Here is a 26,389-nt window from a genome sequence, read left to right as displayed (position 1 = left end):
GGGATCAGAGCGTCAATCCGGTCAGAACCATCACCTTCTCGTAGGTGTAGTCCTCCATCGCCGAGTGCAGGCCCTCGCGGCCGATGCCCGAGTCCTTCACTCCGCCGTACGGCATCTGGTCGGCCCGGTAGGAGGGGACGTCGCCGACGATGACACCGCCGACCTCCAGCTCCCGGTTGGCGCGGAAGGCGGCGTCCAGCGACCGGGTGAACACGCCGGCCTGCAGGCCGTACTTGGAGTCGTTGACCATCGCGTACGCCTCGTCGATCGAGGCGGCCCGCTGCAGGATCATGACCGGGCCGAAGACCTCCTCGACGTTGACCTTGGCGTCGTGCGGGACGTCGGCCAGCACGGTCGGCGCGACCGTGGCGCCCTCGCGGGTGCCGCCGGCCAGCAGGCGGGCGCCGCCGGTGACGGCCTCCTGGACCCACTGCTCGACGCGCTCGGCGGCGGCCACCGAGACCAGCGGGCCGACCTGGGTCTTCTCGTCGGCCGGGTCCCCGGTGACCAGAGCGCCGACCGCCGGCAGGAGGCGCTCGACGAAGGCGTCGTACACCGGCTCCTCGACGATCACCCGCTGGACGGCGATGCAGCTCTGGCCGGCCTGGTAGTTGGAGAACAGGGCGATGCGCTGGGCGGCCCAGTCGAGGTCGGCGTCGGCCAGCACGACGGCGGCGGCGTTGCCGCCCAGCTCCAGCGTCACGTGCTTGCGCGGGATCTGGTCGGCGATGGAGTAGCCGACCGGGGCCGATCCGGTGAAGGACACCACGGGCAGGCGCGGGTCGTCGACCAGGGACGAGGCGCGCTCGTTCTCGATGGGCAGGACGGAGAACATGCCCGCGGGCAGGTCCGTCTCGGCCAGGATGTCGCCGAGCACCAGGGAGGACAGCGGGGTGGCGGGCGCGGGCTTGACGATGACGGGCGCGCCGACCGCGATGGCGGGGGCGACCTTGTGGGCGACGAGGTTCAGCGGGAAGTTGAACGGGGTGATCGCCAGCACGGGGCCCTTGGGCACGCGGGTGACGTAGGCGAGCCGGCCGGCGGCGGCGGGCTCGGTGTCGAGCCGCTGCGTGGTGCCCGACCAGCGGCGGGTCTCCTCGGCGGCGAAGCGGAAGGTGGCGATGGCCCGGCTGACCTCGCCGCGGGCCCAGATGATCGGCTTGCCGTTCTCCGACATGATGAGGTGGGCGATCTCGTCGGCGCGCTCGGCCAGCCGGCGCGAGACATGGGCCAGGGCCTCCGCGCGCACGTGGACGGGCAGCGCGGCGGCCTGCCCCGCCACCGCGGCGGCGGCCGCCACGGCCTCCTCGACCTGCGCGGCGGTCGGCACCGAATATCGCCCGACCTCGCGACCGTCGTGGGGATTGGTCACGGTGAGCTCGGCGTCCCCGGTGGCGGGGCGCCCTGCGAGCCAGAAGGTACGCACGTCCATACCCATGACGGTATGCCACCGCGAAGATCGGGGATTTACACCGGCCTGCACAAGCCCGGCCCCGGGCTCCACCGTTACGTACAACCCGTCGGCGCCGCCTCGACACGGACCGGCTCCGAGGGGCGTCGGGCGAGGCATGGGGTACATCATTTCTGAAGACCGGCTCCGCGCTTGGCGCCACTGTTGCCACAGGGCACTCATGTTTACCCGCCTTGTAACAGAAGTAGTACTAAATCGGGATGTTTACCTTGTGGAGCGGTTTGAACGATCGCTGCCATGGCTAAGTCAACGTGTGCGGGTCTCCAGCGCGGCGGGCCCACGAGCTAGAAAGGCGTGGGCCCCGTGACCGAGCAGCATGTTTCGGCCCCGCTCGGGCTTCAGGGCGCCTACCTTCTGGGCGAGCGGGCCGGGCAGGACGAGCTGCGCTCCCGCCTGCTCGACGTGGCCGTCGGACTGCTCGACAGCGACGGCCCGGAAAGCCTGAACATGCGCAGGATCTCCACCGAGGCGGGCTGCACCACCACCGTCATCTACACGATGTTCGGCAACCGGGAGGGCCTGGCCGAGGCGCTCTACCTGGAGGGCTTCGAGCGCTTTCGCCGCTTCCTGGACGCGGTGCCGCACCGGCGCGACCCCTTCGAGTACCTGACCGCGCTCGGCCCCGCCTACCGCCAGGCGTGCCTGGCCGAGCCCGGCTACTACTCGCTGATGTTCGAGCGCGCCATCCCCGGCTTCGAGCCGAGCGAACGCGCCCGCACCCTGGCCCGCGCCGCGCTCAACATCCTCGACCGGGTGATCGCCGACTGCATCGCCCAGGGCTACCTCGTCCCGACCCAGCCCAGGAAGATCGCCGACGCCCTGTGGGCCGCCGCCCAGGGCGCGATCAGCCTGGAGCGCGCCGGGCACCTGCGCGACGGCCGCACCTACGAGGCCGTCACCACGGCCACGATCTGCTGCTACCTGGTCAACAAGTAGCCTCCAGGGCGATCCACAGCTCCGCCCGCACCCCGGGGTCGTCCAGGTCGCGGCCGAGCAGCTCCGCGACGCGTTTCATCCGGTAGCGCAGGGTGTGGCGGTGGATGCCCAGTTGCTGGGCCGCGGCGTCCCAGTGACCGTTGCTGGCCAGGTAGGCGCGCAGGGACGCGATGAGGTCGGCGCGGGAGCCGTACCCGCTGAGGGGGGCCAGCAGCGCGGCCGAGAACGCCTGGGCGGCGGCGGGATCCAGCAGGGCGAGCAGCCCCTGCCCGGCCAGGTCGGCGAAGCGGACCGGCGTGCCCGTGCTGGCCTGCAGCGCGCGCCGCGCCTGGTCGAGCGCGCCCCGCAGGTCACGGTACGGCCCCGCCCCGCTCACCCCCGCCGTCCCCGCCCGCGCGGCGGCCCGCTCCGCCGCTCCCTCGGAGACCACCGCGACCGCGACCCCGTCGTGCGGACCGGCGAAGGCGTGCGGCTCCAGCAGGTCCAGCGCGTCCTGAGGGGCGGCGACCACCACGACCGGCTCATCGGGCAGCCGCGCCCCGATCGGGGCGAGGACCGCGCGCGCCTCCCCCTCCAGCCCGGCCAGCAGCAGTTCCAGTACGGCCGCGCGCACCCGCCGCTCGGCCTCCCGGTGCGCGCCCCCTTGCTCGACGGCCAGCGTCAGCAGCGACCCGGCCGCGTTGATCACGGTGTGGGTGACCGGGGAGAACGCCCGTCCCGCCCCCACCGCGAAGAACCCCCTCGGCCTGGCCCCGCCGCCGAGCGGCTGCACGACCACCTGCCCGTCCGGTCCCGACAGGGCCACGCTCGCCGGGAAGCGCTCGCCCCGGCGCCGCACCGCCGACACCACGGGCTCGGCCCGCGTCCCGGGGGTCGCGTGGAGGATCTCCCCCGTCTCCGACACCAGCGCGGCCCACCCGCCGACCTCCTTGGCCAGGCGGTCGATCACCGCGCGCATCCCCTCGGGCCGCAGCGCCGCCCGCGTGAGCCTGCCCTGGGCGGCGAAGGCGCGGGTGATCTCCTCGTACTGCTCGGCGGCCAGCAGTTCGCTGACGACCTTGCCGATGGCGATGAACGGCGTCTCCCTGGGCACCTCCAGCAACGGCAGCCCGGCGGCGTCGGCGGCGGCCACCAGCTCGGCCGGCACCTCGTCGTGGGTGAGTCCCACCCCGAAGCCCAGCCCGGCGACCCCCCGTTCGACCAGCCGCCCGACGTATCCCGGGAAGTCGCCGCCCAGGCGCATGCCGGTGGTCAGGACCAGTTCGGCGCCCTCCAGGAACGGCGTCGGGTCCTCCAGCTCGCTGACCGCGACCCACCGCACGTCGGACTCCAGCGACCCGGCCAGCGGCCGAAGGCCCATCCGTCGCACCACGGTGGCAAGTGAAGGCGGCATTTTTGTCCAGTCCGGCAGGTTGAGACCCCTCAAGTGTGACATATCGACGTATCGGCGCAGGTCACCGCCGGCCGTACCGTCGAGAACATGAGCATTCCGCAGGAGCGTCGCCTCGTCACCGCCATCCCCGGGCCGAAGTCCCAGGAACTGCTGGCCAGAAAGCAGGCCGCCGTGCCGCCCGGCATCGGCACCACGCTGCCCGTCTTCGTGACGCGCGCGGGCGGGGGCGTCGTCGAGGACGCCGACGGGAACTCGCTCATCGACTTCGGCTCTGGCATCGCCGTGACCAGCGTCGGCAACGCCGCCCCGCGCGTGGTCGAGCGGGTGCAGAGGCAGGTGGCCGACTTCACGCACACCTGTTTCATGGTCACGCCGTACGAGTCGTACGTGGACGTCTGCGAGAAGCTCAACGCGCTCACCCCCGGCGAGCACGACAAGCGCACCTTCCTCGTCAACTCCGGCGCCGAGGCGGTCGAGAACGCCATCAAGGTCGCCCGTTACGCCACCGGCCGCCAGGCGGTCGTCGTGTTCGACCACGGCTACCACGGCCGCACCCTGCTGACGATGACCCTGACGGCCAAGAACATGCCGTACAAGCAGGGTTTCGGCCCCTACGCGCCCGAGGTCTACCGGGTGCCGCTGGCCTACCCGTTCCGCTGGCCGGGCGAGAACCCGGCCGAGGAGGCGTACGCCCAGGCCGCGGACATGATCGACAAGCAGGTCGGCGCGCAGAACGTGGCCGCCGTGGTCATCGAGCCGATCGCCGGCGAGGGCGGCTTCATCGAGCCCGCCAAGGGCTTCCTGCCGAGGATCGCCGAGTACTGCCGCGCCAACGGCATCGTCTTCGTCGCCGACGAGGTGCAGACGGGCTTCGCCCGCACCGGCGACCTGTTCGCCTGCGAGGACGAGGGCGTGGTCCCCGACATCATCTGCACCGCCAAGGGCATCGCGGGCGGCCTGCCGCTGGCCGCCGTCACCGGCCGCGCGGAGATCATGGACAAGGTGCACCCGGGCGGCCTCGGCGGCACCTACGGCGGCAACCCGCTGGCCTGCGAGGCGGCGCTCGGCGTGCTGGAGAGCATCGAGCAGGACGACCTGGTCGCCAAGGCCCGCCGGATCGGCGAGATCATGCTCCCCCGGCTCAAGGCGCTGCAGGAGCGTTTCCCCATCATCGGCGACGTACGCGGACGCGGCGCGATGATCGCCATCGAACTCGTGCAGCCCGGGACGAAGGACCCCAACCCGGCCGCCGTCCAGGAGATCGTGAAGCGCTGCCACGCCGAGGGCCTGATCGTCCTGACGGCCGGAACCTACGGCAACGTGCTGCGTTTCCTGCCGCCGCTGGTCATGCCCGAGCACCTGCTGGAGGAGGGCCTCGGCATCCTCGAAAAGGCGTTCTCCTAGAAGAACCCCCACAGAACGGGCCATCCACCTTGATGGGGATGGCCCTGTTTTGTTGGTGTACCGCACCCAACCCGGTCGTGATTTCACCTCGGCTTGACGCTGTGCTAGCCGATCAGCGGCGCGAGCGCGGCTATAACGGATCCGGTATAGGGGTGGGCGAACGCCTTGGGGAGAGTGATGGACTGGGGTCCGATGCTGACGTTCGACCCTGACGGCCTGAGCTGGGCCCAGCGTGACGGCGACGCCTGTGTGGTCTGCCACAAGAGGTGGCCGCGTCCCCGGGTGCGGGTGGGCCGCTTCCCCGACGACACCGCCGTGCTGGCCTGCCACGACTGCGCGGAGGCGGTGCGGCCCGCGCCGCTGGCCACCGTGGTGGCCTTCCGCGCCCGCTAGGGCCTCAGGCGGCCTGGCGCATACCCCACGGCGAGCCGTACTCCTTGAGCAGGTCGAGGAACGGCACCGCGTCGAACGCCTCGGGACCGAGCACGCCCTCCCCCTCCCACGCGCCGGTGGCCAGCAGTTCCAGGGCGACGACCGGGTGGACGGCGGTCTGCCAGACGACGGCCTGCGAACCGTACTCGCGCATCGACCACTCGTTGTCCACCACGTGGTACAGGTACACCTCGCGCGGCGCGCCGTCCTTGCCCGTGCCCTTGACCCACGTCCCCGCGCAGGTCTTGCCGCGCATGCGTGAGCCCAGCGTGGCCGGGTCGGGCAGGCTCGCGGCCACCAGGTCGCGCGGCGCGACCTCGGCGGTGCCCACCTTGACCTTGTCCGCGCGGTCGAGCCCGAGCTTGTGCAGGGTCTTGAGCACGCCGATGAACTCCTCACCGAGCCCGTACTTGAACGTCACCCGCTTCGCGTCGATCCAGCGCGGCACGAGCAGCACTTCCTCGTGCTCGACGTTGACGCACTCGACGGGCCCGATGCCCTCGGGGAAGTCGAAGACCTCCGGCTCGCTGAACGGCTCGGTCGTGCGCCACTCGCCGTCCTCCCAGACGACGGGCGGGTTGAGGCACTCCTCGATCGTGGTCCAGATCGAGAACGTCGGCGCGAAGTCGTAGCCGTCCACGACCAGGTTGCCGCCGTCGCGCACGCCGATCTCGTCGATGCGCCCGAACAGGTGGTCGGCGGCGTAGCGGGCGAACACGTCGGCCAGCCCCGGCTCCACGCCCATCCCGACCAGGGCGAGCTGCCCCCGTTCGCGCCAGCGCGGGTCGAGCGCGAACTGCCGGTCGCCGAGCTTCACCCCCGTCTTGCGGTACGGCTCGCGCGGATGCGGCTGAGACAGCGACATCGCCATGTCGAGATAGGAGGCCCCGGCCTCCAGCGCCGCCTCGAACAGCGGCATGGTGAAGCGCGGATCGACGGCGTTGAACAGCACGTCGCACTCGTGGGCCCGCAGCGCCCGCGCCACCTGGTCCCGATCGGCGGCGTCGAGCTGGACGGCGCTGAACCTGGGGTCGTCGACCTGGGCGACCGCCCGCGCGGCCCGGTCCTGTTTGGAGTCGGCCACCACGATGTGTTCGAAGAAATCTCGGCGCGCGGCGATGGGCACGACGGCGGATCCGACGCCTCCGGCGCCGACAAGAAGGATTCTCATGGGCAGACTCTTTCACTGACTGGCCATTCAGTCAATCGTGGCGCCGAAGGGGAGGCGTCCCGGGTCGGGGGGAACGCCCGGGACGCCTCAGGCAGGCGTTGCCCAGCGGGGGGACGGGCACGCCCGCAGCACGGTCAAGCGGGCCCCCGAAACCACCCGCTCAGCTCACAAGATCGGACCACCTGTCTTCCCAGGCGTCGTAGTCAGTGCATTCCCGATCCTCGGCACGGCAATCCCCCGGTGGGCTGACGGCAAAATCGATCCGGTCGATCCGCGACTCCTTGCCCACCCCGTACGCCTCGCAGACCCGCCTGGCCTTCCCCTTGCACGCCTTGTCGTTGGCCGGGGCCAGCCCCACCCACGCCGCCGCCGCGCGCTGCGCCTCCGCCGAGGCCGTCCAGCTCAGCCACCGGTAGGCGCAGTCCAGGTTCGCGCCGGACCCCAGCATCCACGAGTCCACCCACCCGGTCGTGCGCGCCGACGGCACCGTCTTCACGGGCTTGCCCGCCGTCTGCAACAGCAGCCGCAGGTACGGCGTCGCCTGCGCGAAGTCCAGCCGCCCCGTCGCGAACCCGGTCACCACGTCCAGCGGATCGCCCCAGTAATCGCGATCGTCCTGCCGCCCGAGCATCTCCATGGCCTTGTCCAGCTCGGACTCGGTCAGCTCGTACGGGCTGCCGGACTTCTTGGCCGCCAGCGCCGCGTCCGCGATCGTCAGCGGGTCGTCCTTGAGCGCCGCCTTGGCCGAGGCGAACACCTGGTCCATGCCGGGCGCCTTGATCCGGCTCGCGTCGTAGAGGAACTCGTGGGAGCCCCACAGGTACGGCACGCCGTACACCTTGCCGCCGGAGGTCGTGAGGTCGCGCAGCGGCTTGCTCAGCTCGGCGTAGCCGTCCACCTTGGCCAGCTCGATCGGCAGCGCCTGCTTGTCCGCGATGAGCCTGCCGGCCAGCTCGGGTCCGGCGGAGACCACGTCGTAGGGGCGGTCCCGGAGCCGGTCGGACATCTCCTCCGGCGTCTGGACCTGGTCGAGGCGGGCGATGCGGCAGCCGGTGGCCTTCTCGAACGTGCCCGTCCAGTTGACCTTGGGGCTCGTGCCGCCGTACTCGGCGTACCCGCGGTAGGTGAGGATCTGCAGCGTGCCGTCGCTCTGGGTGGGGGTGGGCGTCGGCTTGGCGGTGGCCGGGGTGGGCTTGGGGGTCGGGCTCGCGTGTACGGCACCCGCCGGGGACACCACCGTGGCCAGCATCACGGCCAGCGCCAGGACAGGTGTGCGGCGGTTCAACGGTTGCCCCCTCATCGTTGCGGTCTGCTGGAGCCTACCCGGGCAGACCGCAACGGGAGGGTGTCACTTGTTCGTCGGGAAGCCCAGGTTCACGCCGCCGTGCGACGGGTCGAGCCAGCGCGAGGTGACGACCTTGCCGCGGGTGTAGAAGTGGACGCCCTCGGTGCCGTGCACGTGCGTGTCGCCGAACAGCGACGACTTCCAGCCGCCGAAGCTGTAGAAGGCCATCGGCACCGGGATCGGCACGTTGATGCCGACCATGCCGACCTCGACCTCGTTCTGGAAGCGCCGCGCGGCGCCGCCGTCGTTGGTGAAGACGGCCGTGCCGTTCCCGAACTCGAGCCCGTTGATCAGCGCCAGCCCCTCCTCGTAGGAGGACACGCGCACGATCGACAGGACCGGGCCGAAGATCTCCTCGGTGTGCACCCGCGAGCCGGCCGGCACGTGGTCGAGCACGGTCGGGCCGAGCCAGAAGCCGGGCGTGTCCTGCGCCGGCGTGCCGCCGAGCACCGCCGTCTGGCGCCCGTCGACGACCAGCGTGGCGCCCTCGGAGACGCCGAGGTCCAGGTAGGAGGCGACCTTGTCACGGTGCGGCCCGGTCACCAGCGGGCCCATCTCCGAGCGCGGGTCGTCGCCGGGGCCGATCACGAGCTTGTCCACCCGCTCGACGATCTTCTTGACCAGGTCGTCGCCGACCGGGTCCACGGCCAGCACGACCGAGATCGCCATGCAGCGCTCGCCCGCCGAGCCGAACCCGGCCGAGACCGCCGAGTCGGCCACCAGGTCGAGGTCGGCGTCGGGCAGCACCAGCATGTGGTTCTTGGCGCCGCCCAGCGCCTGGACCCGCTTGCCGTGCGCGGTGCCGTGCTCGTAGACGTAACGGGCGATCGGCGTGGAGCCGACGAACGAGACCGCCTTCACGTCCGGGTGCTCCAGCAGCCGGTCCACGGCCGCCTTGTCACCCTGCACGACGTTGAAGACGCCGTCCGGCAGCCCGGCCTCCTGCCACAGCCTGGCCATCAGCAGCGAGGCCGACGGGTCCTTCTCCGACGGCTTGAGTACGAAGGCGTTCCCACACGCGATCGCGATCGGGTACATCCACATCGGCACCATCGCCGGGAAGTTGAACGGCGTGATCCCCGCCACGACCCCGAGCGGCTGCCGGATCGAGTAGGAGTCGACCCGCGTCGAGACGCCCTCGGAGAAACCGCCCTTGAGCAGGTGCGGGATGCCGCAGGCGAACTCCACGACCTCCAGGCCGCGGGCCACCTCGCCGAGCGCGTCGGACTGCACCTTGCCGTGCTCGGCGGAGATGAGCGCCGCCAGCTCGTCGCGGTGGGCGTACATCAGCTCGCGGAAGCGGAACAGCACCTGCGAACGCTTGACCAGCGAGGAGTCGCGCCAGCCGGGGAAGGCCGCGAGCGCCGCGGCGACCGCCGCGTCCACCTCCGCCGCCGACGCCATGGCCACGCTCCCGCTGACCTCGCCGGTCGCCGGGTTGTAGATCTCCTGCGTACGGCTGCCGCCGTCGGCGAGCGCGCCGTTGATCCAGTGCTTAACGGACTTCATCGTTGATGGTCTCCAGAGCGTCGACGATGATGCCCAGGCCCTCGGCGGCCTCGTCCATCGTCAGGGTGAGGGGCGGGGCCATGCGGATGACGGTGCCGTACAGGCCGCCCTTGCCCGCCAGCAGGCCCGCCTGCTTGGTGAGCTCCATGAAGCGGCCGGTCATCGCGGGCTCGGTCAGCTCGATGGCGAACATCAGGCCCTTGCCGCGCACGCCGGTGACGACCGGCAGCCGCTCGGCGGCCGCGCGCAGGCCGTCGAGGATGTGCGCGCCGGTGCGGGCGGCGTTGGCCTGCAGGTCGTGGTCGAGGACGTAGTCGAGGGTGGCGTTGGCGGCGGCCATCGAGATCGGGTTGCCGCCGAAGGTGGACAGGCCGACCGCGTGCAGGCCGTCCATGAGGTCGCCGCGGGCGACCACGCCGCCGACGGCGAAGCCGTTGCCGAGACCCTTGGCGAACGTCATCATGTCGGGCGTCACGCCGTGGTTCTGGATGCCGAAGAACGCGCTGCCGGTGCGTCCCCAGCCGGTCTGCACCTCGTCGGAGATGAGGAGGATGCCCTCCTCGTCGAGCACCTCCTTGTACGCGGCGAACAGCCCGTCGGGCGCCATCGTGAAGCCGCCGACGCCCTGGATCGGCTCGGCGATCAGCGCGGCCACGTCCTTGGACACGGCGGTGGCCAGCACGTGGCGCAGGTCCTCGACGCACGCCTGGATGTAGCCGGCGTCCGACAGGCCCCTGAACTGCGACAGGTGCCGGTCGGCGCCGTGCAGGAAGTGCACGTTCAGCGGCGAGAGCGAGTTGTTCTTCCAGGTGCGGTTGCTGGTGACGCTCACCGCGCCGAAGCTGCGGCCGTGGTAACTCTGCCGCATGGCCAGGACCTGGTCGCTCTTGCGGGCGTAGGTGGCCAGCAGGAGCGCGGTCTCGTTGGCCTCGGTGCCGGAGTTGGTGAAGAAGACCTTCGCGTCGGGGATGCCGGAGAGCCTGGCGATCTTCTCGGCCAGCTCGACCTGGCCGCGCAGCAGGTAGACGGTGCTCGTGTGCACGACGCCGGTGGCCAGTTGCCGCTCGACGGCCTCGCGTACCTCGGGGACGTCGTAGCCGATCATGTTGGTCAGGATGCCGACGAAGAAGTCCAGGTAGCTCTTGCCGTCGCTGTCGACGACGCGGCTGCCCTTGCCGCTGACGATCTCGATGGGCTCGTTGTAGTTCAGTGCCAACCAGTTCGGCATGACTGCCCGGTGGCGCGCGAGTAGCTCCGACATGTTCCGAGTATCGCCGCATTCCCGGGCACCTTGTGCCTACAACCTGTCGGAGCACGCGCCGGATGCCTTACACATCGTCACCCTGCGGAAGCCGGGACAGAAGGGCACTTCGCGATGCACGCTGGAGGTCCCCGCCCTGCGAGGGATCGATGATCATACGACTGACCGTCCGCGACACCGAACTGGCCGCCGAACACGACCTCGAAGTGGTCGCCGAGCCGGGCACCAAGCTGTCCACGCTGCTCGGGGCGCTGCCGCCGCGCCCCTGCTACGCCGGGTCCGTGAAGCTCGACCCCGAGGCCGTCTTCGGCGCGTGCCCGCTGGTGTCCGGCATGGTCGTCGGCGTGGGCGACCCGGCCCGCGACGAACGCGCCAGACCGGCGGGCGCCGTCGGCGGGCTGCGCGTGGTCGGCGGCCCGGACGCCGGGCGGCTGGTCTGGCTGGCGCCCGGGGCCCACGTGGTGGGCAGGGACCACGACGCCGCCCTCCGTCTCGTGCGCGACCCGGGGGTTTCGCGGCTCCACGCCCGTCTCGAGGTCAGCGTGACCGGCGAACTGACCGTCACCGACCTGGGCTCCACCAACGGGACCCTGGCCGGCGGCGAACGCGTGACCGGCGCCGTCCGGCTCGGGCCTCGGGAGATGCTGCGGGTGGGCGACGACCTACTGCGGTGGGTGCCGCTGCCGGCTGCCCGGCCGCATGCCGTACGCGGCCCGGACGGCGCCATCGCCTTCGACCGCGCCCTCACCCGCCGCGCACCGGGTCCTGCCTCAATTCAGACACCGTCCGAGCAGGCGCCCTCCGAACAGGTGCTCTCCTGGCAGGTTCCGGATGAGCTGGATCTGACGTTGGCCGCGTTGCGTGAGGGTCCTGGGTTGTGGTCGCGCGATGCGGCCTCTCCCGACGGGCTCACGCTGCGGGTTGGGGTGACCGGCGAGCCGGCTGTACCGGCGACCGTGGATCTGAGGGAGGCGGGGGTGCTGGGCGTGGTGGGCCCGCGTCCGCCGGTCGACGCGCTGGTGCGCTGGCTGCTGGTGCAACTGGCCACCCTGCGCGCCCCCGCCGAGCTGCGGCTGGTGATCCTGACCGAGGAGAGTGGCGAGCATCTGTCCTGGACACGCTGGCTGCCGCACCTGCGCGGCGGCGGGCAGGTGCCGTGCCTGATCGGCACCACGGCGGAGACCCGGGCCGAACGGGTGGCCGAACTCCTGGCGCTGATGGCCGACCCGCCGGAGGGCGAGGAGGTGGTCGTGCTGCTCGACGGTGCGCGCTCCCTGCGCGAACTGCCCGGCCTCCGGGAGGTGCTGCGCGATGGACCGGCCGCCGGGGTGTACACGATCTGCGCCGACCGCCGAGGCATGAGCGAGTGCCGGGCCGTGTGCGAACTCGACGGCACCGACCTCCTCCTCACCCACCCGGGCGCCGGCCTGCCCGCCCCGATCCAGCCCGAGTACATGGACGTGGAGGCGGCTGGGCGCGTCGCCCGCGCGCTGGCACCGCTGCGTGACCGCGCCGAGCCCGACACACCCGCCCGGCTGCTGGACCTGCTCGGCATGAAGACACCCACCCCGCGCTGGGCGGACAGACCAGCGTCCTCGAGCGGCCCGGTGACCGGAGTCCGGGGTGGGCCGACGGCCAAGGGCTCGCACGGGCCGGTGACCAAGGTCGTGGTCGGCAGTTCGGTGGCGGGCACCGTGAGTGTTGACGTGGCCGCGCAGGGACGGCTGCGCCTGGGCGGTGTCGGTCCCGACCTTGCCCAAGCTCTGGTCGCCGCCCTCGTGCTGGCCAACCCGCCGGACGCGCTCAGCCTCGTCCTGGTCGGCGAGAGCCTGCGGCCGTTCGCGCCGTGCCCGCAGGTGACCGGGTGGTTCCCGGCCTGGGAGACGCGCATGACCACGGCCCTGACGGCCGAGGCGCAGCGCCGTACCGCGTTGCTCGCCGCGCACGCGGACCCGCCGCCGCGCCTGGTGGTGGTCGCGGAGGAGTCCCACGCGCCGCCGCAGCCGGTGGAGTCGGCCCAGCTCGGCATGCACCTGGTGCTGGTCACGGCGCTGTCGTCCCGCAGCCGCGGCCTGGGTCTGATCATGCGTCAGAACGGCGGGCCACAGGTGTTCAGAACCGGCGGCCTGGCCGACCCCCCGCCAGGCAGAGGCGCACCGGCCCGGGTACGCGTGGTCTCATGGCCCGACCTAGGCGACCCCCGCCCCACCGACCCACCCCCCGACCGCCCCACCGACCTGGACGCCACCGTCGCAGCAGTCGTCGCCGCCGCCGAACACCTCAGAACCCACCCGCCGTTCCGCCCCATCCCCCCGCCCCTCCCCGAGGTCCTCCACCATCCAGTACGGCTCCCGCCCACCCACCCCGGCCGGTCCACCCCCGATGCGGTGCCGTACGGGCTGATCGACGATCCCGCGCGCCAGACCCAGACGGTCGCGGCGTTCGATCCGCGTGGGACGGAGCGGTTGCTGGTCGCGGGCCGGGGTGGTTCTGGGCGGACCACGTTCGCCCGCGCGATCGTCAGCGCCCTCACCCGCCACCCCACCTGGATCTACGCGATCGAGGACAAACCTGGTGAACTGGCCGACTACACCGCCCACTGCGGAGCGGTCGTGTCCCCCGAAGAGCCGGACCGGGTCCGCCGCGTCATCACCTGGCTGGCCGCCGAAGCCGAGCGCCGCCTGGCCGCGGCACCGGGCGACCCGGTGATCGTCCTGGTGATCGACGGGTGGGAGCGGTTCGAGCGGCCGGACGCGCGATCACTGATGAAGATCCTGCGCCGCCTGGTCACGAAGGGCCCGGCGGCCGGCATCCACACGGTCGCCGCGGGCCGCCGCGACAACGTCCTGTTCTCCCGGCGGCTGCTGCTCAACCAGGGCATCCCGGGCAGGGCGGCGGACGCGGCCACCGGCCAGGTGCTCCAGCTCGCCGTACCCGGAGAGCCGCGCACGCCGCTGACGGCCGCGCGGCCGTTCCCGCCGATGCCGTCCCGCGTGGAGCCGGGCGAGCTGGGCACAGTCACCGGGCTGCCGATCGGCGTGGGCGGCCAGGAGGTGGCCACGGTCGGCCTGGACCCGCTCGGCGCGGGCCCGCACGCCGTCCTGGTCTCGGGCCCGCCCGGCTCCGGCCGCAGCGCGGCGGCCCTCCTGCTGGCCAGGGCGCTGATGGAGCGGGGCGTGGACGTGCTGGCGCTCGCCCCGCCCGGCTCGCCCGTCGCCACGCTGGCCGGGGCACGCGTCCTGACCGGCACGTCCTTCACCGACGACGACCTGCGCGCGGCCGTCCCGGGCCCGCGCTACGCCGTCGTGGTGGACGACTTCGACCGGCTGAGCATCACCGCCGCCCAGACCGGGCCGAGCGGCACCGCCGCCGATCGGCCCACGCTCCTGGACGAGGCCGCCTCCCGCCTCGGCGCGCACGCCCTAGTCCTGGCCGGTGACGCCACGCCGATCCTGGAGGGACGGCCGCATCCGCTGGCGCCCGTGGTGACCGAGGTGTTCAGGTCCGGCGCCCGCCTCGTGCTGAACCCCGGGGACCGGGCCGCCGCGCTGATCCACGGGCTCGTGCTGGAGAACGACGAGCACGTCTCCGGGCCGCCGGGGCGCGGGTATCTGTCGGTGGCGGGGCGTACCGTGCTGGTTCAGCTCGCGCGCGGGTCGAGCGCGTAGTCGATGCGCTCGACGAGCTGCGACAACCCGTCGTAGAGGTAGACGGTGTGGTTGCCGTAGGAGTCCCTGACCGAGGTGCCGCGGCACTCGTACTCCAGCGTGAGCTCCTGCGGGCCGTGCGCGCGTACGCACCGGCCGAGGGCGTCGTAGGCGTAGGCGTGCCGGGTGCCGTCGTCCCATGCGGTGATACGGCCGGCGGCGTCGTAGGCGAAGGTGCGCACCACCCCGCGGGCGGCGGCCTCGACCAGGTTGCCGGGCCGGTCGTAGGCGTAGGCGGCCAGGAGTTCGCCGCGCCGCCTGATCGCGACCACGCGTCCCGAGGCGGTCTCGACGTCCAGGGCCCGGCCCGCGGCGTTGACCACCTCGGCCGGGGCGCTGTGCAGGTCATGGCGTAGCTCGATCCGGCCGCCGGACCGCCCGTCCACGGCGGTCAGCGGGAGGCGGTCGCCGGCGCCGGTGAAGCGGCTGTTCAGGCCGGTGGCGGGGTCGAAGACGGCGTAGCCGTACCGGATCCTGCTCAGGCGGGCGCGGCCGGCGCGCTCGCCCGGCGGCGGGCAGGCGGCGACGGAGCCCTCGCCCGGATGCGGGAACAGGCCGGCCGAGCCGTCGGCGGCGAACACGTGGACGCCGTCGGCGTGGACCTCCGCCCGCTGGTCGAAGGTGGAGGTCCACGCCGGGCCGAACCACCGTCCGTCCCTGCGGCCGGACCGGTGGACGCGCCGCAGTTCCAGCGCGGGCGGCCCGGGCAGGTCGAGGTCGGACTGCGGCAGGATCACCGCACCGGTCGCGTAGTGGATCGGGCCGGCGTTGGCGGACGCGCGGTCCGATCCAGCCCCCGATGCGACCGCCTCCCGCGCGCCCATGGACCATCCCCCCAGAACGGAATTCGGCTGCCCCGTTGTACGCACGCGGCCCACCCACCGGTTCAATCCCCCGCCAAGATTTTTCCGGCCCCCTAGGGGGAATCCCGTGCACCTGCAGGTGTACGCCGCCGCGACCCACTACCGCGGCGGAGGCATGCCAAGAGCCGACCTCGGGCCGACGCCCGGGAGGGTGCCTGTCCCCCAATATCGGATCATCACCGCTAACAAGGAGATCCGATGACGAACACCGCGACACTCCCCCGCCCCGACGTCCACCCCGGCCCGCCGAAGCTCGACCGCGAGCAGCTCCGCCGCGCCCAGCACGAGACGCTGGACACCCCGCGCATGAAGTACAGCCTGCTGGCCAAGATGATGTTCAAGCCGGTCGACATCATGTACGGCAAGCAGGGCTCGTTCACCAAGTTCGCCATGCTGGAGATCATCGCCCGCGTGCCGTACCAGGCGTGGGAGCGCATGGGCTACTGGGCGGTCCACCGTCACCGCACCCGCTCGGCCCTCGCCAGGCGCGTCTTCGAGCGGATCGTCGAGGCCCGCTCCGACCAGGACAACGAGCAGTTCCACCTGCTGATCATGGAGGACCTGATCGACCGGCAGGGCCTCAAGCGCAACTGGCTGCTGCACCGCGCCGCGCCCTGGCTGATCGCGCTGTTCTACTACCACGTCTCGTGGGTGCTGTTCCTGGTCAGGCCCGACTGGAGCTACCGGCTCAACGCGGAGTTCGAGGACCACGCCGAGCACGAGTACATGACGTTCGTGGCCGAGAACCCCGACCTGGAGTTCGTGCCCGACCCCGGCACGTACGCCGACGAGTACGGCCGCTACCGCTCGGTGGCCGACCTGCTGCGCCAGATCGGCCACGACGAGCGGGTGCACAAGCTCGACAGCCTGGAGAACATGCGCGAGCCGCGCGTGGCGGCCTAGCCGATGGCCGCCCCGACGGGCTGCCCGGCCTGCTTGGCGGGCGTGCGCAGCACCGCGAGCGCCAGGACGGCGGCCAGGAGGCAGAAGACCGCGCCGATCCAGGACCCGACGTGCATGGCGGTGGTGAAGGCCTCGCGAGCGGGGCCTTCCCAGCCACCCAGCCGGAGCGCCTCGCCGATCGAGGCCCTGGCCTGGGCGGGCGCGTCCGCCGGCATCGCGGAGGTGTACACCCCGGCCAGGACGCTGCCGAGCACGGCGATGCTGAGCGCCATGCCGACCTGCTGGACCGTGTCGTTCATGGCCGAGCCGACACCGGCGTGCTCCACCGGGATCGCGCCCATGAGCGTCGCGTAGGCGGCCGGACCGGCCAGGCCGCCGCCGATGCCCATGACCAGGAGGCCGGCGAGCATCGGGCCGTACCCGGTGGTGAGGGCCAGGATGACGAACCCGGCGGCGAGCACGAGCAGGCCCGAGGCGATGAGCGCCCGGTTGCTCACCCGCTGCCCGAGCCCGGCGCCCGCCGCGTTGAAGACCGCCGCGGCGATCACGTACGGCAGCAGCGCCAGCCCCGCCTGCATGGCCCCGTACCCGAGGACGAACTGCAGGTATTGCGTGAGCATGAGCATCAGCGCGCCCGCCCCGAAGGACATCAGCAGGATCGAGAAGGAGGCGCCGCTGAAGTTGCGCTGTCTGAACAGCTCCAGCGGCATCATCGGATGGTCGGAGCGCCGCTCCCAGACGAAGAAGGCGCCCAGAGCGAGCACGGCGAGGGCGATCGCGACGACGTTCCACTCCCGCTCGATGATCACGAAGACGGCCGAGGTCAGACCGACGATCGACAGGATCACACCGACCGGGTCGATCCGGCGCGCGGGCGCCTTCGACTCGGGCATGAGCACGATGGCGGCGATGATCGCCAGCACCGCGATCGGCACGTTGATGAGGAAGACCGAGGACCAGCCCCAGTTCTCCAGCATGAGCCCGCCCAGCGTGGGCCCGGCCACGACGCCGATCATGGACGTGGCGCCCCACGCGGCCATGGCCTTGCGGCGTTCGTCGTCGGCGAAGACGGTGATGAGGATGGACAGGGTCGAGGGCATGAGCACCGATCCGCCGACGCCCATGAGCGTACGCATGGCGATGAGGTGCCACGGCTCGCTCACCAGGACCGCGAGGGCGGAGGCGCCGCCGAACAGCGCCAGGCCGATGACGAGCATCTTCCTGCGGCCGAAGCGGTCGGACAGGCTTCCGGCGGTGAGCAGCAAACCGGCGAAGACCAGCACGTAGGCATCCAGGATCCACTGGATCTCGGAAGGCGTCGCGCCCAGGTCCCGCACGAGGGTCGGGATGGCCAGGTTCAGCACGGTCCCGTCGACGGCCAGCACGAGCGTGGCCAGGCAGAGTACGGCGAGCGTCCACCATCGGCGGGGGTCTCGCACAGTGTTCGATTCCACTCGCACACTGTACGGCACATCTCGCACAGTGTGCGACAGCATTTATCCTGGAGGAGTGACCAAGCCGTTCACCTCTGTCTGGACCCGCCAGCCCCGCACGTCCAGGACCACGCCCGGTCTCAGCCGCGAGCAGATCGTCCAGGCCACCCTGGAGCTTCTCGACGCCGAAGGCACCGACGGGCTGAGCATGCGCAAGCTCGGCGCCAAGCTCGACGCCGGGGCGACCAGCATCTACTGGTACGTGGCCAACAAGGACGAGTTGCTGGAGCTGGCCTACGACGAGATCTGGGCGGGCATGGAGATGGCGGACCCCCAGGAGGTGAGCTGGCGTTACTCCGTGGCCTCCTTCGCGCAGAGCATGCGCCGCGTCATCCTCGAACACCCCTGGTCGGCCCGTCTCATCGGCCGCATGCCCGCCATCGGGCCCAACGCGCTGCGCATCACCGACCGGCTGCGCAAGGCCGTCACGCTGGCCGGCTTCGAGGGTCTGGAGATCGACTACGCGGTCAGCACGGTCACCGCCTACGTCTTCGGGACGACGATCCCCGAGGCCGTCTGGAACGAGTACGTCGCCGAGAAGAACCCCGACGTGAACGAGATCCGCGAGGCCGTCGCCGCGGTGCTGACCGACTATCCGGAGATGCGCTCACGCGTCGTGGCGATGGGCGAGGCCGACCCCACCGCGGTCCGCCTGATGAGTTTCGACTTCGGCCTGTACACGGTGCTCGACGGTCTTGAGGCGCGCCTGGCCACGTAGCAGGATTCCGGTCATGAGCGAATTCCGAGCCGCGCGCGACCTGCTGCTCCAGTCCGACTACGACACCGCCCGCCGCGACTTCCGCTGGCCCGATCTTCCCGAGTTCAACTGGGCGCTGGACTGGTTCGACGGCGTGCTCGCGGCCGAGACCCCGGACACGGTCGCGCTGAACATCGTCGGCAAGGTCTCCTACACCTTCGCCGAACTGTCAGAACGCTCCAACCGCGTGGCCAACGCGCTGCGCGCGGCCGGGGTACGGCGCGGCGACAGGATCCTGCTCATGCTGGGCAACCAGGCGGAGCTGTGGGAGTCCATGCTGGCCGCGATCAAGCTCGGCGCGGTCGTCATCCCGGCCACCACGCTGCTGACCGCCAAGGACGTCGAGGAACGGGTCGCCAGGGGCGGCGTGGCACATGTCATCGCCAATGCCGCGGACGCCGGCAAGTTCACCGGCGGGCCGTACACGAAGATCTCGGTCGGCGCGGCCGACGGGTGGCTGACCTACTCCTACGGCGAGCCGGACTTCGCCCCCGACGGTCCGACGCGCGCGAGCGACACCATGCTGCTCTACTTCACCTCGGGCACGACCTCGCAGCCCAAGCTGGTCGAGCACACCCACGCGTCCTACCCGGCGGGGCATCTGTCCACGATGTTCTGGATCGGGCTGCGGCCGGGCGACGTGCACCTCAACATCTCCTCGCCGGGATGGGCCAAGCACGCCTGGAGCAACGTCTTCGCGCCGTGGAACGCGGGCGCGACGGTGCTGGTCCACGACTACCAGCGCTTCTCCGCGCAGGCGCTGCTGGAGGTGCTGCGCGACGAGCGGGTGACGACGTTCTGCGCGCCGCCGACCGTGTGGCGCATGCTCATCCAGGAGGATCTCGCCGCATGGCAGCTCTCCCTGCGTACGGCGGTGGCCGCCGGTGAGCCGCTCAACCCGGAGATCATCGACCAGGTCGCCAAGGCGTGGGGGCTCACGATTCGCGACGGATATGGGCAGACCGAAACCACGGCCCAGATCGGCAACGTGCCCGGCGTACTGGTCAAGCCCGGCTCGATGGGCCGCCCCCTGCCCGGCTACGACGTGGTCCTGCTCGACCCGGTCACCGGCGAGCCCGGCGCCGACGGCGAGATCTGCCTGCCGCTGGACGAGCGCCGCCCGCTCGGCCTGATGGCCCGCTACGTCGGCCAGGACTCCGGCACCGGGGACGGCTACTACCACACCGGCGACGTGGCCACCCGCGACGCCGACGGATACATCACCTATGTCGGGCGCACCGACGACGTGTTCAAGGCCTCGGACTACCGCATTTCGCCGTTCGAGCTGGAGAGCGTGCTGCTGGAGCACGAAGCGGTCGCGGAGGCCGCGGTGGTGCCCGCCCCCGATCCGGTACGGCTGGCCGTACCCAAGGCTTATGTGACCCTTTCGCCCGGCTTCGAGCCGACGGCCGAGACCGCACGGTCGATCTTCGAGCACTCGCGGCGGGAGCTCGCGCCCTACAAGCGGATCAGGCGCCTGGAGTTCGGCGAGCTACCCAAGACGATCTCCGGCAAGATCCGCCGGGTCGAACTGCGCGAGCAGGCGGCGGCCGAGGAGTTCACCGAGGAGTCGTTCCGCGACTCCTGACGGACAAATCCCAGAAAGGGCGGCATGTCACCGATAACAACTTGTAAGGGGCTAGGTGTCCATAATTACAGGCTGATCGGATAGGCTCGGCCCCGTGCTGCCCACTATCGCCGACGTCCTGGCCTTGGAGACCGTGCGCCGGGGGAACCCGCGCGTGGTCGCCGGGGCCGACCGGCTCGACACCAAGGTGCGGTGGGTACACGTCGGAGAGATCGCCGACATCGCGCACCTTCTGCGCGGTGGCGAACTCGTCCTCACCACGGGCGTGGCGCTGCCCGACGACCCCGAGAAGCTGGCCGACTACGTGGGCGACCTGGCCCAGGTCGGCGCGTCGGGGCTGATCGTGGAGCTCGGCCGCCGGTTCGTCCGCGAACTGCCCCGCGCGGTGATCAAATCCGCCGAGGAGCACGGGCTGCCGGTGATCATGCTGACCCGCGAGACGCCGTTCGTGCAGATCACCGAGTCGGTGCACGCCTGGATCATCGACAACCAGTTGGAGGAGCTGCGCGCCTCCGAGCAACTGCACGAGGTGTTCACCGAGCTGTCGGTCGAGGGCGCCTCGCCGGCCGACGTGCTGGCCCAGGTCGCGCGGCTGTCGAACCGCCCCGTCCTCCTGGAGAACCTCGCCCACCAGGTGCTGGCCTGCGAGTCCGCGGGGCGGGACATCGGCGCCCTGCTCGCCGGCTGGGAGACCAGGTCGCGCGCCGTCGCCCCCGCGGAACGGACCGCCTACGACCCCGCCTCCGGCTGGCTCGTCACCACCGTCGGCGCCCGCGGCCAGGACTGGGGCCGCCTGATCCTGCTCTGCGACCTCGCGCCGGGCCCCCGCGACCTGGTGCTGGCCGAACGCGCCGCCACCACGCTGGCGCTCGGCCGCCTCCTCGAACGCCACCAGGAGTCGCTCGAACGCCAGGCCCACGGCACGATCATCACCGGCATCCTCACCCACGCCTACTCCGACCCCGACGAGGCCGCCGCCCGCGCCCGCGCCGTCGGCGTCCCCCTCACCGGCCGCAAGCTGATCAGCGTCGTCATCCGTCCCACGGAGCCGATCGACCAGGCCCTCGACGGCCAGGCCCGGCTCGGCGAACTGGCCGAGGCCACCGCCGCCGCCTGCCGCGACGCCCGGCTGCCCGCGCTGGTCGGCGCCCTCGACCAGGACCGGGTCGGCGTGCTGCTGCCGCTGCCGCCGCGTACCCACGCCGAACCCGCGCTGACCACCCTCGCCGACCGGCTGCGCATGCTGTGGAGGCCCGGCTCGGCCTTCGTGCTCGCGGCGGGCTCCGTCGTCGAGTCCATCCGTGACGTGCGGCGCAGCTTTTTAGAGGCCGAGCAGGTGGCCGACGTCGCCGTGCGCCAGCCCGACGGCCGCGCCTACTACCGGCTGCCCGACCTGCGCCTGCGCGGGCTGCTCCACCTCCTGCGCGACGACGCCAGGATGCAGACCTTCGCCGAACGCGAACTCGGCGCCCTCCTGGCCCACGACGCCCAGCGCGGCGGCGATCTCGCCAGGATCCTGCGCATCTACCTGGACGCCGGCCGCAACAAGGCGGTCGCCGCCCAGAAGGCCCACCTGTCCAGGCCCGCGTTCTACGATCGGCTGCGCCGGCTGGAGCGCATCCTGGACACCGACCTGGACGATGTCGAGTCGTGCCTGTCGCTGCACGTGGCGTTGCTGGCGCTGGAGTCGTTCCGTCGCGAGAATCGCTGAAGCAAAACCCGACCAAGGACGTTCATGCCTGACCTCTTCGTGCCCGAGCCCGCCGCGCTGGGCCCCATGCTCGCCACCGCGGGCGCGTTCGCCGTCCCCGTCCACGAGGTACGGCTCACGCCCGACGAACTCCACCCCGACCAGATCGTCGCCGGCGACCCCGTCACCTCCTCCATGGACCTGGGCAACGGGCGCGGGATCTGGGAGATCACGCCCGGGGTGGTCACCGACGTGGAGACGGACGAGTTGTTCGTGGTGTTGTCCGGGCGGGCGACGATCGCGGTGGAGGGCGGGACCACGATCGAGGTGGGGCCTGGGGATGTGGCATTGCTCGCGGACGGGGCCAAGACCACCTGGATCGTCCACGAAACCCTCCGCAAGGTCTACCAGTCCCGCTAGCTCCGACACCACTCCGCCGGGATCCCCCCACCCGGCCCCCTCTCGGCACCCACCCCCTTGCCACCCCGTCGGGGCCCACGTTCCGGAACCCACCCCTTGGGCACCGCCCCTCTGGGGACCCCTTGCGGTCCACACTCCGAGAGCCACCTCCCCGGCTCACCCCTCCCGGGAGCCCCCGCAGCCCCCTGGGGCCAGCCCCTTGAGGCCAGCCCCTCGTGGGGCCCCGCTCTCCCGGCCTCCGGGCCCACGGGAGCTCCTCCCTCGGAGCCACCTCGCGACCTGGGCACGCTCTTACCAGCGCGCCGGTCCTTTCCGTGGGAGCTTGGATCCTTCAGAAGCCCATGGCCTGCCGTACCTCCTCAAGGGTGCGGGCGGCGCGGTCGCGGGCCACGGCGTTGCCCTCGCGCAGGACCGCCCGCGCGGCCCCCTCGTCCAGGTCGGCTCGGCGCTTCCTGATCGGGCGCAGGAACTCGTTGACCGCCTCCGTGGTGACCGCCTTGAGGCGGGCGGCGCCGCCGTCTCCGATCTCCTCGGCGAGGTCGCGCGGCGGGCGGCCCAGACAGAGACCGGCCAGCGTGAGCAGCCCGGACACCCCCGGCCGCCGCTCCTCGTCGAAGGTGATGCGCCGGTCGGCGTCGGTGACCGCGCGGCGGATCAGCGCCGCCGTCTCGTCCTCGGTGGCCTTGAGCGGGATGGAGTTGCCCCGGCTCTTGCTCATCTTGCCGCCGTCGAGACCCCTGAGGCTGGGCTGCGCGCCCATCATTGCCTCCGGAACCGGAAAGACCTCCCCATAACGCTCGTTGAAGCGCCGCGCCACGAGCCGCGTCACCTCGACGTGCGGCAGTTGGTCCCTGCCGACCGGCACCAGCGTCCCCTTACAGAACAGGATGTCGGCCGCCTGATGCACCGGATAGGTGAACATCAGCCCACTCACCGCACTCTGCGAACTGTGCAGGATCTCGTCCTTGACCGTCGGGTTCCGCTGCAGCTCCGCCATCGAGACCAGGCTCAGGAACGGCAGCAGCAACTGGTTCAGCTCCGGCACCGCGCTGTGCTGGAAGATCGTCACCTTGGCCGGGTCGAGCCCGATCGCGAGGTAGTCGAGCAGCAGCTCGGTGATGTTGCGCTGGATCTCCCCGGGCAGGTCGCGGTCGGTGATCACCTGATAGTCGGCGACCAGCACGTACATCCGATGCCGATGCTGCAGCTCAACCCGGTTGGCGAGCGAGCCGAAGTAGTGGCCGAGATGGAGCGGACCGGTCGGACGATCGCCGGTCAACACGACGTGGTTCATTCTGGGTTCCTTTCCGGACGTCCCCAGACACCACAAAAGGCCGTCCGTGGGACGGCCTTTTCGCATGCGGAAGTCAGCGGCCGTCTGGCGGCCGCCACCACATGCTGATTCGGGTCATGACCGCATTATAGGCGCAAGCCGTACAGGACCCAGATTCTGTACGGCTTGCGCCGGCTCATGACTACCTACGGTGATCGTTCGACATGTCGGCATGGATGGTGTCGTCTGCGCAGATGTACAGATCCCACCGACGGGGTCGCGCCACGAACGCGCCCAGGATGAAGCCCAGGACGACGCTCGCGAAGATCACAAGGAGGATGCTCAGCCCCATAACGGCTGCCTCTCGGGGAAAGTTCGTGCCGCTCGAAATACGGCCTATCGAAAGGTAACCCCGGCCGGTCACGCGGCGCAGCAGAATCCGATGTACTCCCCCATTTTGACCATTCAGCGTGCCACGAGATGGGCTCTTTCGCTAGTCGCTGATGTCAATCTCGTAACCCCGGGCGTGTTCTCACACCCCGGCCAAGCGGGAGCGCCAGGATAGTCCGGATTGTTATCGGCACCCTGGAGTCTTTTGATGTCTCGACGCACCCTCGTCGTCGGCCTGTCCCTGGCCACCGCGATCACGGCTACCACCGTGCCAGTCGCCGCCACGGAGACGGCGGTGACGTTCCCCTCCTCCAAGTTCCCGCTGGGAACGCCTGCCGTACCGACCAAGACGCAGAAAGCGGTCGCCGGCGGCATCGACATGTACAAGGTCCGGGCGGGCACCGCCACCCAGGGCTACACCGTCAGCGTGCTCATGCCCAGCGGCCGCGACTACGGCACCCGCGCGACCGCCGACGCCAAGGCCGCCGAGGTGGAGGCCGCCGGCGAGACCCCGAGCGTCCAGCAGTTCATCCGCCCCGCCGTGGCCGACGCTCCGGCCCAGGAGATCTTCATGGTCCGCGTCGGCCTCTGGTCCCTCCAGGACAAGAAGAAGGCCGAGCAGACCGTCAAGGCCCTCAAGGACGCGGGCATCAAGTCCAAGGTCGACTACCTCGGCGACGACGGCGTCGAGACGACCGGCCCGTGGAACATGAACGTCCTCATGATCGACGCCAGAAGGTTCCGCGGCTCGTACGGCGCCAGCCTCGGCACCAGCGTCGCCAAGCGCGAGACGACCTCCGCCATGGCCAAGGCGGCGGGCGCGCTGGCCGCGGTCAACGGCGGCTTCTTCAACATCCACGCCTCCAAGGCACTGCGCGGCGACCCGCTCGGCGCCTCGGTGGTGGCGGGCAAGCTCCTGAGCGAGCCCGTCCCCGGCCGGGCCGCCGTCGTGCTGCGAGGCCGTAAGGCCAGCATCACCGAGCTGAAGTCCACCATCACCGCCACCTCCCAGGACGGCCAGAGCCTCAACGTCAACGGCGTCAACCGGCCCACCGCCGTCGACGAACTCGTCCTCTACACCGAGGAGTGGGGCGCCAAGACCCCCGCCGACGGAGGGACCGACGCGGTCCTGGACGCCAACGGCAAGGTCGTCGCCCAGCGCGCCTCCGGCGCGAAGATCCCCGCCGGCCACCGGGTTCTGCACGGAGCCGGCGCGGCGGCCGAATGGCTGCAGCAGCACGCCGCGGAGACCTGGACCGTCAAGATCGACACCAAGCTGGTGGACCTGCGCACCGGCAAGCGCCTCGCCCTCACGCCCAACCTGAACGTCGTGGCCGGAGGCGTCGGCCTGGTCCGCAACGGCCGGGTCAAGGTCATGGCCAAGCGCGACGGGCACGACTCGGTCAACATGATCCTCCGCCGCCACCCGCGTACGCTCGTCGGAGTCACCCGGAACGGCAGCCTCATCCTCGCCACGGTCGACGGCCGCAAGCCCGGCGAGACGGTGGGAGCCAACATGGTGGAGGCGGCCCAGCTCATGCGCTGGCTGGGCGCCGTCCAGGCCATCAACCTGGACGGAGGCGGATCGACGGCGATGGTCGTCAAGAACAAGGTCATCAACAAGCCCTCGGACGGCAACGAACGCGCCGTAGGCGACGCCCTCCTCATCCTCCCCAGGTAACCATCCTCATCCTCCCCAGGTAACCATCCTCATCCTCCCCAGGTAACCATCCCCAAGGGCGCCCCAATCGGGCGCCCTCCCTTCACCCCTCCCCGCCCGTAGTGCTGTTCGCCGCACCGGCGCCTGGGAGACGGCCGAGGGCATAGCGCAACGGCGCGCGAGGGCGTGGCCCGGCGCGAGCGCGTAGCCCGGAGGCGGGCGGCCAGCGGCGCACGGCCCGGGTCGCCGGCAGGCGCGGTGCCGTGGCTGGGCCCCGGTGCGTGTTGCGCCGGTCACACCCGTTGTGCCGCTCGCCGCACCGGCGCCTGGGAAGGGCCGCCGAGGTGGTGACGCAACGCCGCGGGTGCGGGACGCGTGGCCCGGAGGCGGTGGCCAGCGGCGCACGGGCCCCGGGTCGCCGGCAGGCGCGGTGGCGTGGCTGGGCGGCCGTCCGGGTTGCGCCGGCCACGTCCGTCGCGGTGCTCTCCGCACCGGCGCCTGAGAAGCTGGTCGAGGGTGGTCCAGAGGCGTGTGCGGGCCGCGAGTGTGGAGCGGAGGCGTGTGCAAGGCGTAGATACCACGGCACGGAGTGTGTTGTGCCGGGACGCGAAAAAGGGGTCCAACCAGTGGTTGGACCCCTTCAACGTGATGATTTGTGCGGCGGTGACCTACTCTCCCACACCCTCCCGAGTGCAGTACCATCGGCGCTGGGAAGCTTAACTT

Annotated in this window: 19 protein-coding genes; 10 read left to right on the top strand and 9 right to left on the bottom strand. The window is 71.4% G+C overall.

Annotation, left to right across the window (positions count from 1 at the left end):
• Nucleotides 1-4: 4 nt before the first annotated feature.
• Nucleotides 5-1,432 (bottom strand): aldehyde dehydrogenase family protein, encoded by a 1,428-nt coding sequence (locus ACIBEJ_RS20565; RefSeq protein WP_397184357.1) that lies wholly within the window; start codon nt 1,430-1,432, stop codon nt 5-7.
• Between the two features lie 342 nt (nt 1,433-1,774).
• Here ACIBEJ_RS20565 and ACIBEJ_RS20560 point away from each other — a divergent pair, with 342 nt between their 5' ends.
• A complete protein-coding gene (locus ACIBEJ_RS20560) occupies nt 1,775-2,407 on the top strand; it encodes a TetR/AcrR family transcriptional regulator (protein ID WP_397184356.1) in 633 nt (210 codons plus the stop codon).
• Here ACIBEJ_RS20560 and ACIBEJ_RS20555 read toward each other — a convergent pair.
• Nucleotides 2,397-3,767, bottom strand: coding sequence for a PucR family transcriptional regulator (locus tag ACIBEJ_RS20555; protein WP_397184355.1), 1,371 nt, complete (start codon nt 3,765-3,767; stop codon nt 2,397-2,399). The two genes, ACIBEJ_RS20560 and ACIBEJ_RS20555, sit on opposite strands and share 11 nt — an antisense overlap.
• A gap of 120 nt (nt 3,768-3,887) precedes the next feature.
• On the opposite strand from ACIBEJ_RS20555, the gene gabT reads away from it, so the two are divergent.
• Entirely contained in the window at nt 3,888-5,204 is a 1,317-nt protein-coding gene (gene gabT, locus ACIBEJ_RS20550; RefSeq protein ID WP_397184354.1) for a 4-aminobutyrate--2-oxoglutarate transaminase, read from the top strand.
• A gap of 177 nt (nt 5,205-5,381) precedes the next feature.
• Complete coding sequence (locus ACIBEJ_RS20545; RefSeq protein WP_397184353.1) at nt 5,382-5,597, top strand: hypothetical protein; 216 nt, start codon at nt 5,382-5,384, stop codon at nt 5,595-5,597.
• A 4-nt stretch (nt 5,598-5,601) separates the two neighbouring features.
• On the opposite strand, the gene ACIBEJ_RS20540 is transcribed toward ACIBEJ_RS20545, so the two are convergent.
• From ACIBEJ_RS20540 to ACIBEJ_RS20525, 4 genes are all read right to left on the bottom strand, one after another.
• Nucleotides 5,602-6,807 carry a saccharopine dehydrogenase family protein gene (locus tag ACIBEJ_RS20540; RefSeq protein WP_397184352.1) on the bottom strand — a complete coding sequence of 402 codons (1,206 nt, stop codon included), beginning with the start codon at nt 6,805-6,807 and terminating at the stop codon, nt 5,602-5,604.
• A 160-nt stretch (nt 6,808-6,967) separates the two neighbouring features.
• A complete protein-coding gene (locus ACIBEJ_RS20535; RefSeq protein WP_397184351.1) occupies nt 6,968-8,092 on the bottom strand; it encodes an extracellular solute-binding protein in 1,125 nt (374 codons plus the stop codon).
• A gap of 63 nt (nt 8,093-8,155) precedes the next feature.
• The gene (locus ACIBEJ_RS20530) at nt 8,156-9,661 is read right to left on the bottom strand and encodes a CoA-acylating methylmalonate-semialdehyde dehydrogenase (protein ID WP_397184350.1); all 1,506 of its coding nucleotides are present in this window, start codon (nt 9,659-9,661) and stop codon (nt 8,156-8,158) included.
• Nucleotides 9,648-10,922, bottom strand: a complete 1,275-nt coding sequence (locus ACIBEJ_RS20525; protein ID WP_397184349.1) for an aspartate aminotransferase family protein — start codon at nt 10,920-10,922, stop codon at nt 9,648-9,650. The genes ACIBEJ_RS20530 and ACIBEJ_RS20525 overlap by 14 nt, the downstream gene beginning before the upstream one ends.
• Nucleotides 10,923-11,071: 149 nt before the next feature.
• Here ACIBEJ_RS20525 and ACIBEJ_RS20520 point away from each other — a divergent pair, with 149 nt between their 5' ends.
• Entirely contained in the window at nt 11,072-14,590 is a 3,519-nt protein-coding gene (locus tag ACIBEJ_RS20520) for an FHA domain-containing protein (protein WP_397184348.1), read from the top strand.
• On the opposite strand, the gene ACIBEJ_RS20515 is transcribed toward ACIBEJ_RS20520, so the two are convergent.
• Nucleotides 14,563-15,453: a DUF6531 domain-containing protein gene (locus ACIBEJ_RS20515; RefSeq protein WP_397184347.1), complete on the bottom strand. Its 891-nt coding sequence runs from the start codon at nt 15,451-15,453 to the stop codon at nt 14,563-14,565. The two genes, ACIBEJ_RS20520 and ACIBEJ_RS20515, sit on opposite strands and share 28 nt — an antisense overlap.
• Nucleotides 15,454-15,690: 237 nt before the next feature.
• Between ACIBEJ_RS20515 and ACIBEJ_RS20510 the strand changes: the two genes are divergently transcribed.
• Nucleotides 15,691-16,395, top strand: a complete 705-nt coding sequence (locus tag ACIBEJ_RS20510) for an alternative oxidase (RefSeq protein WP_397184346.1) — start codon at nt 15,691-15,693, stop codon at nt 16,393-16,395.
• Here ACIBEJ_RS20510 and ACIBEJ_RS20505 read toward each other — a convergent pair.
• A complete protein-coding gene (locus ACIBEJ_RS20505) occupies nt 16,392-17,849 on the bottom strand; it encodes an MFS transporter (RefSeq protein WP_397184345.1) in 1,458 nt (485 codons plus the stop codon). The two genes, ACIBEJ_RS20510 and ACIBEJ_RS20505, sit on opposite strands and share 4 nt — an antisense overlap.
• 55 nt (nt 17,850-17,904) lie before the next feature.
• Between ACIBEJ_RS20505 and ACIBEJ_RS20500 the strand changes: the two genes are divergently transcribed.
• The 4 genes from ACIBEJ_RS20500 (at nt 17,905) to ACIBEJ_RS20485 (ending at nt 22,343) form a co-directional block, all read left to right on the top strand.
• Nucleotides 17,905-18,606, top strand: coding sequence for a TetR/AcrR family transcriptional regulator C-terminal domain-containing protein (locus ACIBEJ_RS20500; protein ID WP_397184344.1), 702 nt, complete (start codon nt 17,905-17,907; stop codon nt 18,604-18,606).
• 13 nt (nt 18,607-18,619) lie between these two features.
• Entirely contained in the window at nt 18,620-20,233 is a 1,614-nt protein-coding gene (locus tag ACIBEJ_RS20495; RefSeq protein WP_397184343.1) for an AMP-binding protein, read from the top strand.
• A 94-nt stretch (nt 20,234-20,327) separates the two neighbouring features.
• Nucleotides 20,328-21,944 carry a PucR family transcriptional regulator gene (locus ACIBEJ_RS20490; protein ID WP_397184342.1) on the top strand — a complete coding sequence of 539 codons (1,617 nt, stop codon included), beginning with the start codon at nt 20,328-20,330 and terminating at the stop codon, nt 21,942-21,944.
• 24 nt (nt 21,945-21,968) lie between these two features.
• Nucleotides 21,969-22,343, top strand: coding sequence for a cupin domain-containing protein (locus ACIBEJ_RS20485; RefSeq protein ID WP_397184340.1), 375 nt, complete (start codon nt 21,969-21,971; stop codon nt 22,341-22,343).
• 331 nt (nt 22,344-22,674) lie between these two features.
• Here the strand turns inward: ACIBEJ_RS20485 and trpS are convergent, their stop codons facing one another.
• Nucleotides 22,675-23,637, bottom strand: a complete 963-nt coding sequence (gene trpS / locus ACIBEJ_RS20480) for a tryptophan--tRNA ligase (protein ID WP_397184339.1) — start codon at nt 23,635-23,637, stop codon at nt 22,675-22,677.
• A gap of 577 nt (nt 23,638-24,214) precedes the next feature.
• Here trpS and ACIBEJ_RS20475 point away from each other — a divergent pair.
• The gene (locus tag ACIBEJ_RS20475; protein ID WP_397184338.1) at nt 24,215-25,687 is read left to right on the top strand and encodes a phosphodiester glycosidase family protein; all 1,473 of its coding nucleotides are present in this window, start codon (nt 24,215-24,217) and stop codon (nt 25,685-25,687) included.
• Nucleotides 25,688-26,389: the final 702 nt, after the last annotated feature.

The sequence above is a fragment of the Nonomuraea sp. NPDC050790 genome, assembly GCF_044456745.1.
In the GTDB taxonomy this organism is placed as follows: Bacteria; Actinomycetota; Actinomycetes; order Streptosporangiales; family Streptosporangiaceae; genus Nonomuraea.
This window is presented reverse-complemented; position numbering and strand designations above follow the sequence as displayed.

Excerpts from the sequence above, each read along its gene's own strand:
- ACIBEJ_RS20565 (WP_397184357.1), bottom strand. The coding sequence starts at position 1,432 with ATGGACGTGCGTACCTTCTGGCTCGCAGGGCGCCCCGCCACCGGGGAC.
- ACIBEJ_RS20555 (WP_397184355.1), bottom strand. The coding sequence starts at position 3,767 with ATGGGCCTTCGGCCGCTGGCCGGGTCGCTGGAGTCCGACGTGCGGTGG.
- gabT (WP_397184354.1), top strand. The coding sequence starts at position 3,888 with ATGAGCATTCCGCAGGAGCGTCGCCTCGTCACCGCCATCCCCGGGCCG.
- ACIBEJ_RS20545 (WP_397184353.1), top strand. The coding sequence starts at position 5,382 with ATGGACTGGGGTCCGATGCTGACGTTCGACCCTGACGGCCTGAGCTGG.
- ACIBEJ_RS20540 (WP_397184352.1), bottom strand. The coding sequence starts at position 6,807 with ATGAGAATCCTTCTTGTCGGCGCCGGAGGCGTCGGATCCGCCGTCGTG.
- ACIBEJ_RS20530 (WP_397184350.1), bottom strand. The coding sequence starts at position 9,661 with ATGAAGTCCGTTAAGCACTGGATCAACGGCGCGCTCGCCGACGGCGGC.
- ACIBEJ_RS20525 (WP_397184349.1), bottom strand. The coding sequence starts at position 10,922 with ATGTCGGAGCTACTCGCGCGCCACCGGGCAGTCATGCCGAACTGGTTG.
- ACIBEJ_RS20520 (WP_397184348.1), top strand. The coding sequence starts at position 11,072 with ATGATCATACGACTGACCGTCCGCGACACCGAACTGGCCGCCGAACAC.
- ACIBEJ_RS20515 (WP_397184347.1), bottom strand. The coding sequence starts at position 15,453 with ATGGGCGCGCGGGAGGCGGTCGCATCGGGGGCTGGATCGGACCGCGCG.
- ACIBEJ_RS20510 (WP_397184346.1), top strand. The coding sequence starts at position 15,691 with ATGACGAACACCGCGACACTCCCCCGCCCCGACGTCCACCCCGGCCCG.
- ACIBEJ_RS20495 (WP_397184343.1), top strand. The coding sequence starts at position 18,620 with ATGAGCGAATTCCGAGCCGCGCGCGACCTGCTGCTCCAGTCCGACTAC.
- ACIBEJ_RS20485 (WP_397184340.1), top strand. The coding sequence starts at position 21,969 with ATGCCTGACCTCTTCGTGCCCGAGCCCGCCGCGCTGGGCCCCATGCTC.
- trpS (WP_397184339.1), bottom strand. The coding sequence starts at position 23,637 with ATGAACCACGTCGTGTTGACCGGCGATCGTCCGACCGGTCCGCTCCAT.
- ACIBEJ_RS20475 (WP_397184338.1), top strand. The coding sequence starts at position 24,215 with ATGTCTCGACGCACCCTCGTCGTCGGCCTGTCCCTGGCCACCGCGATC.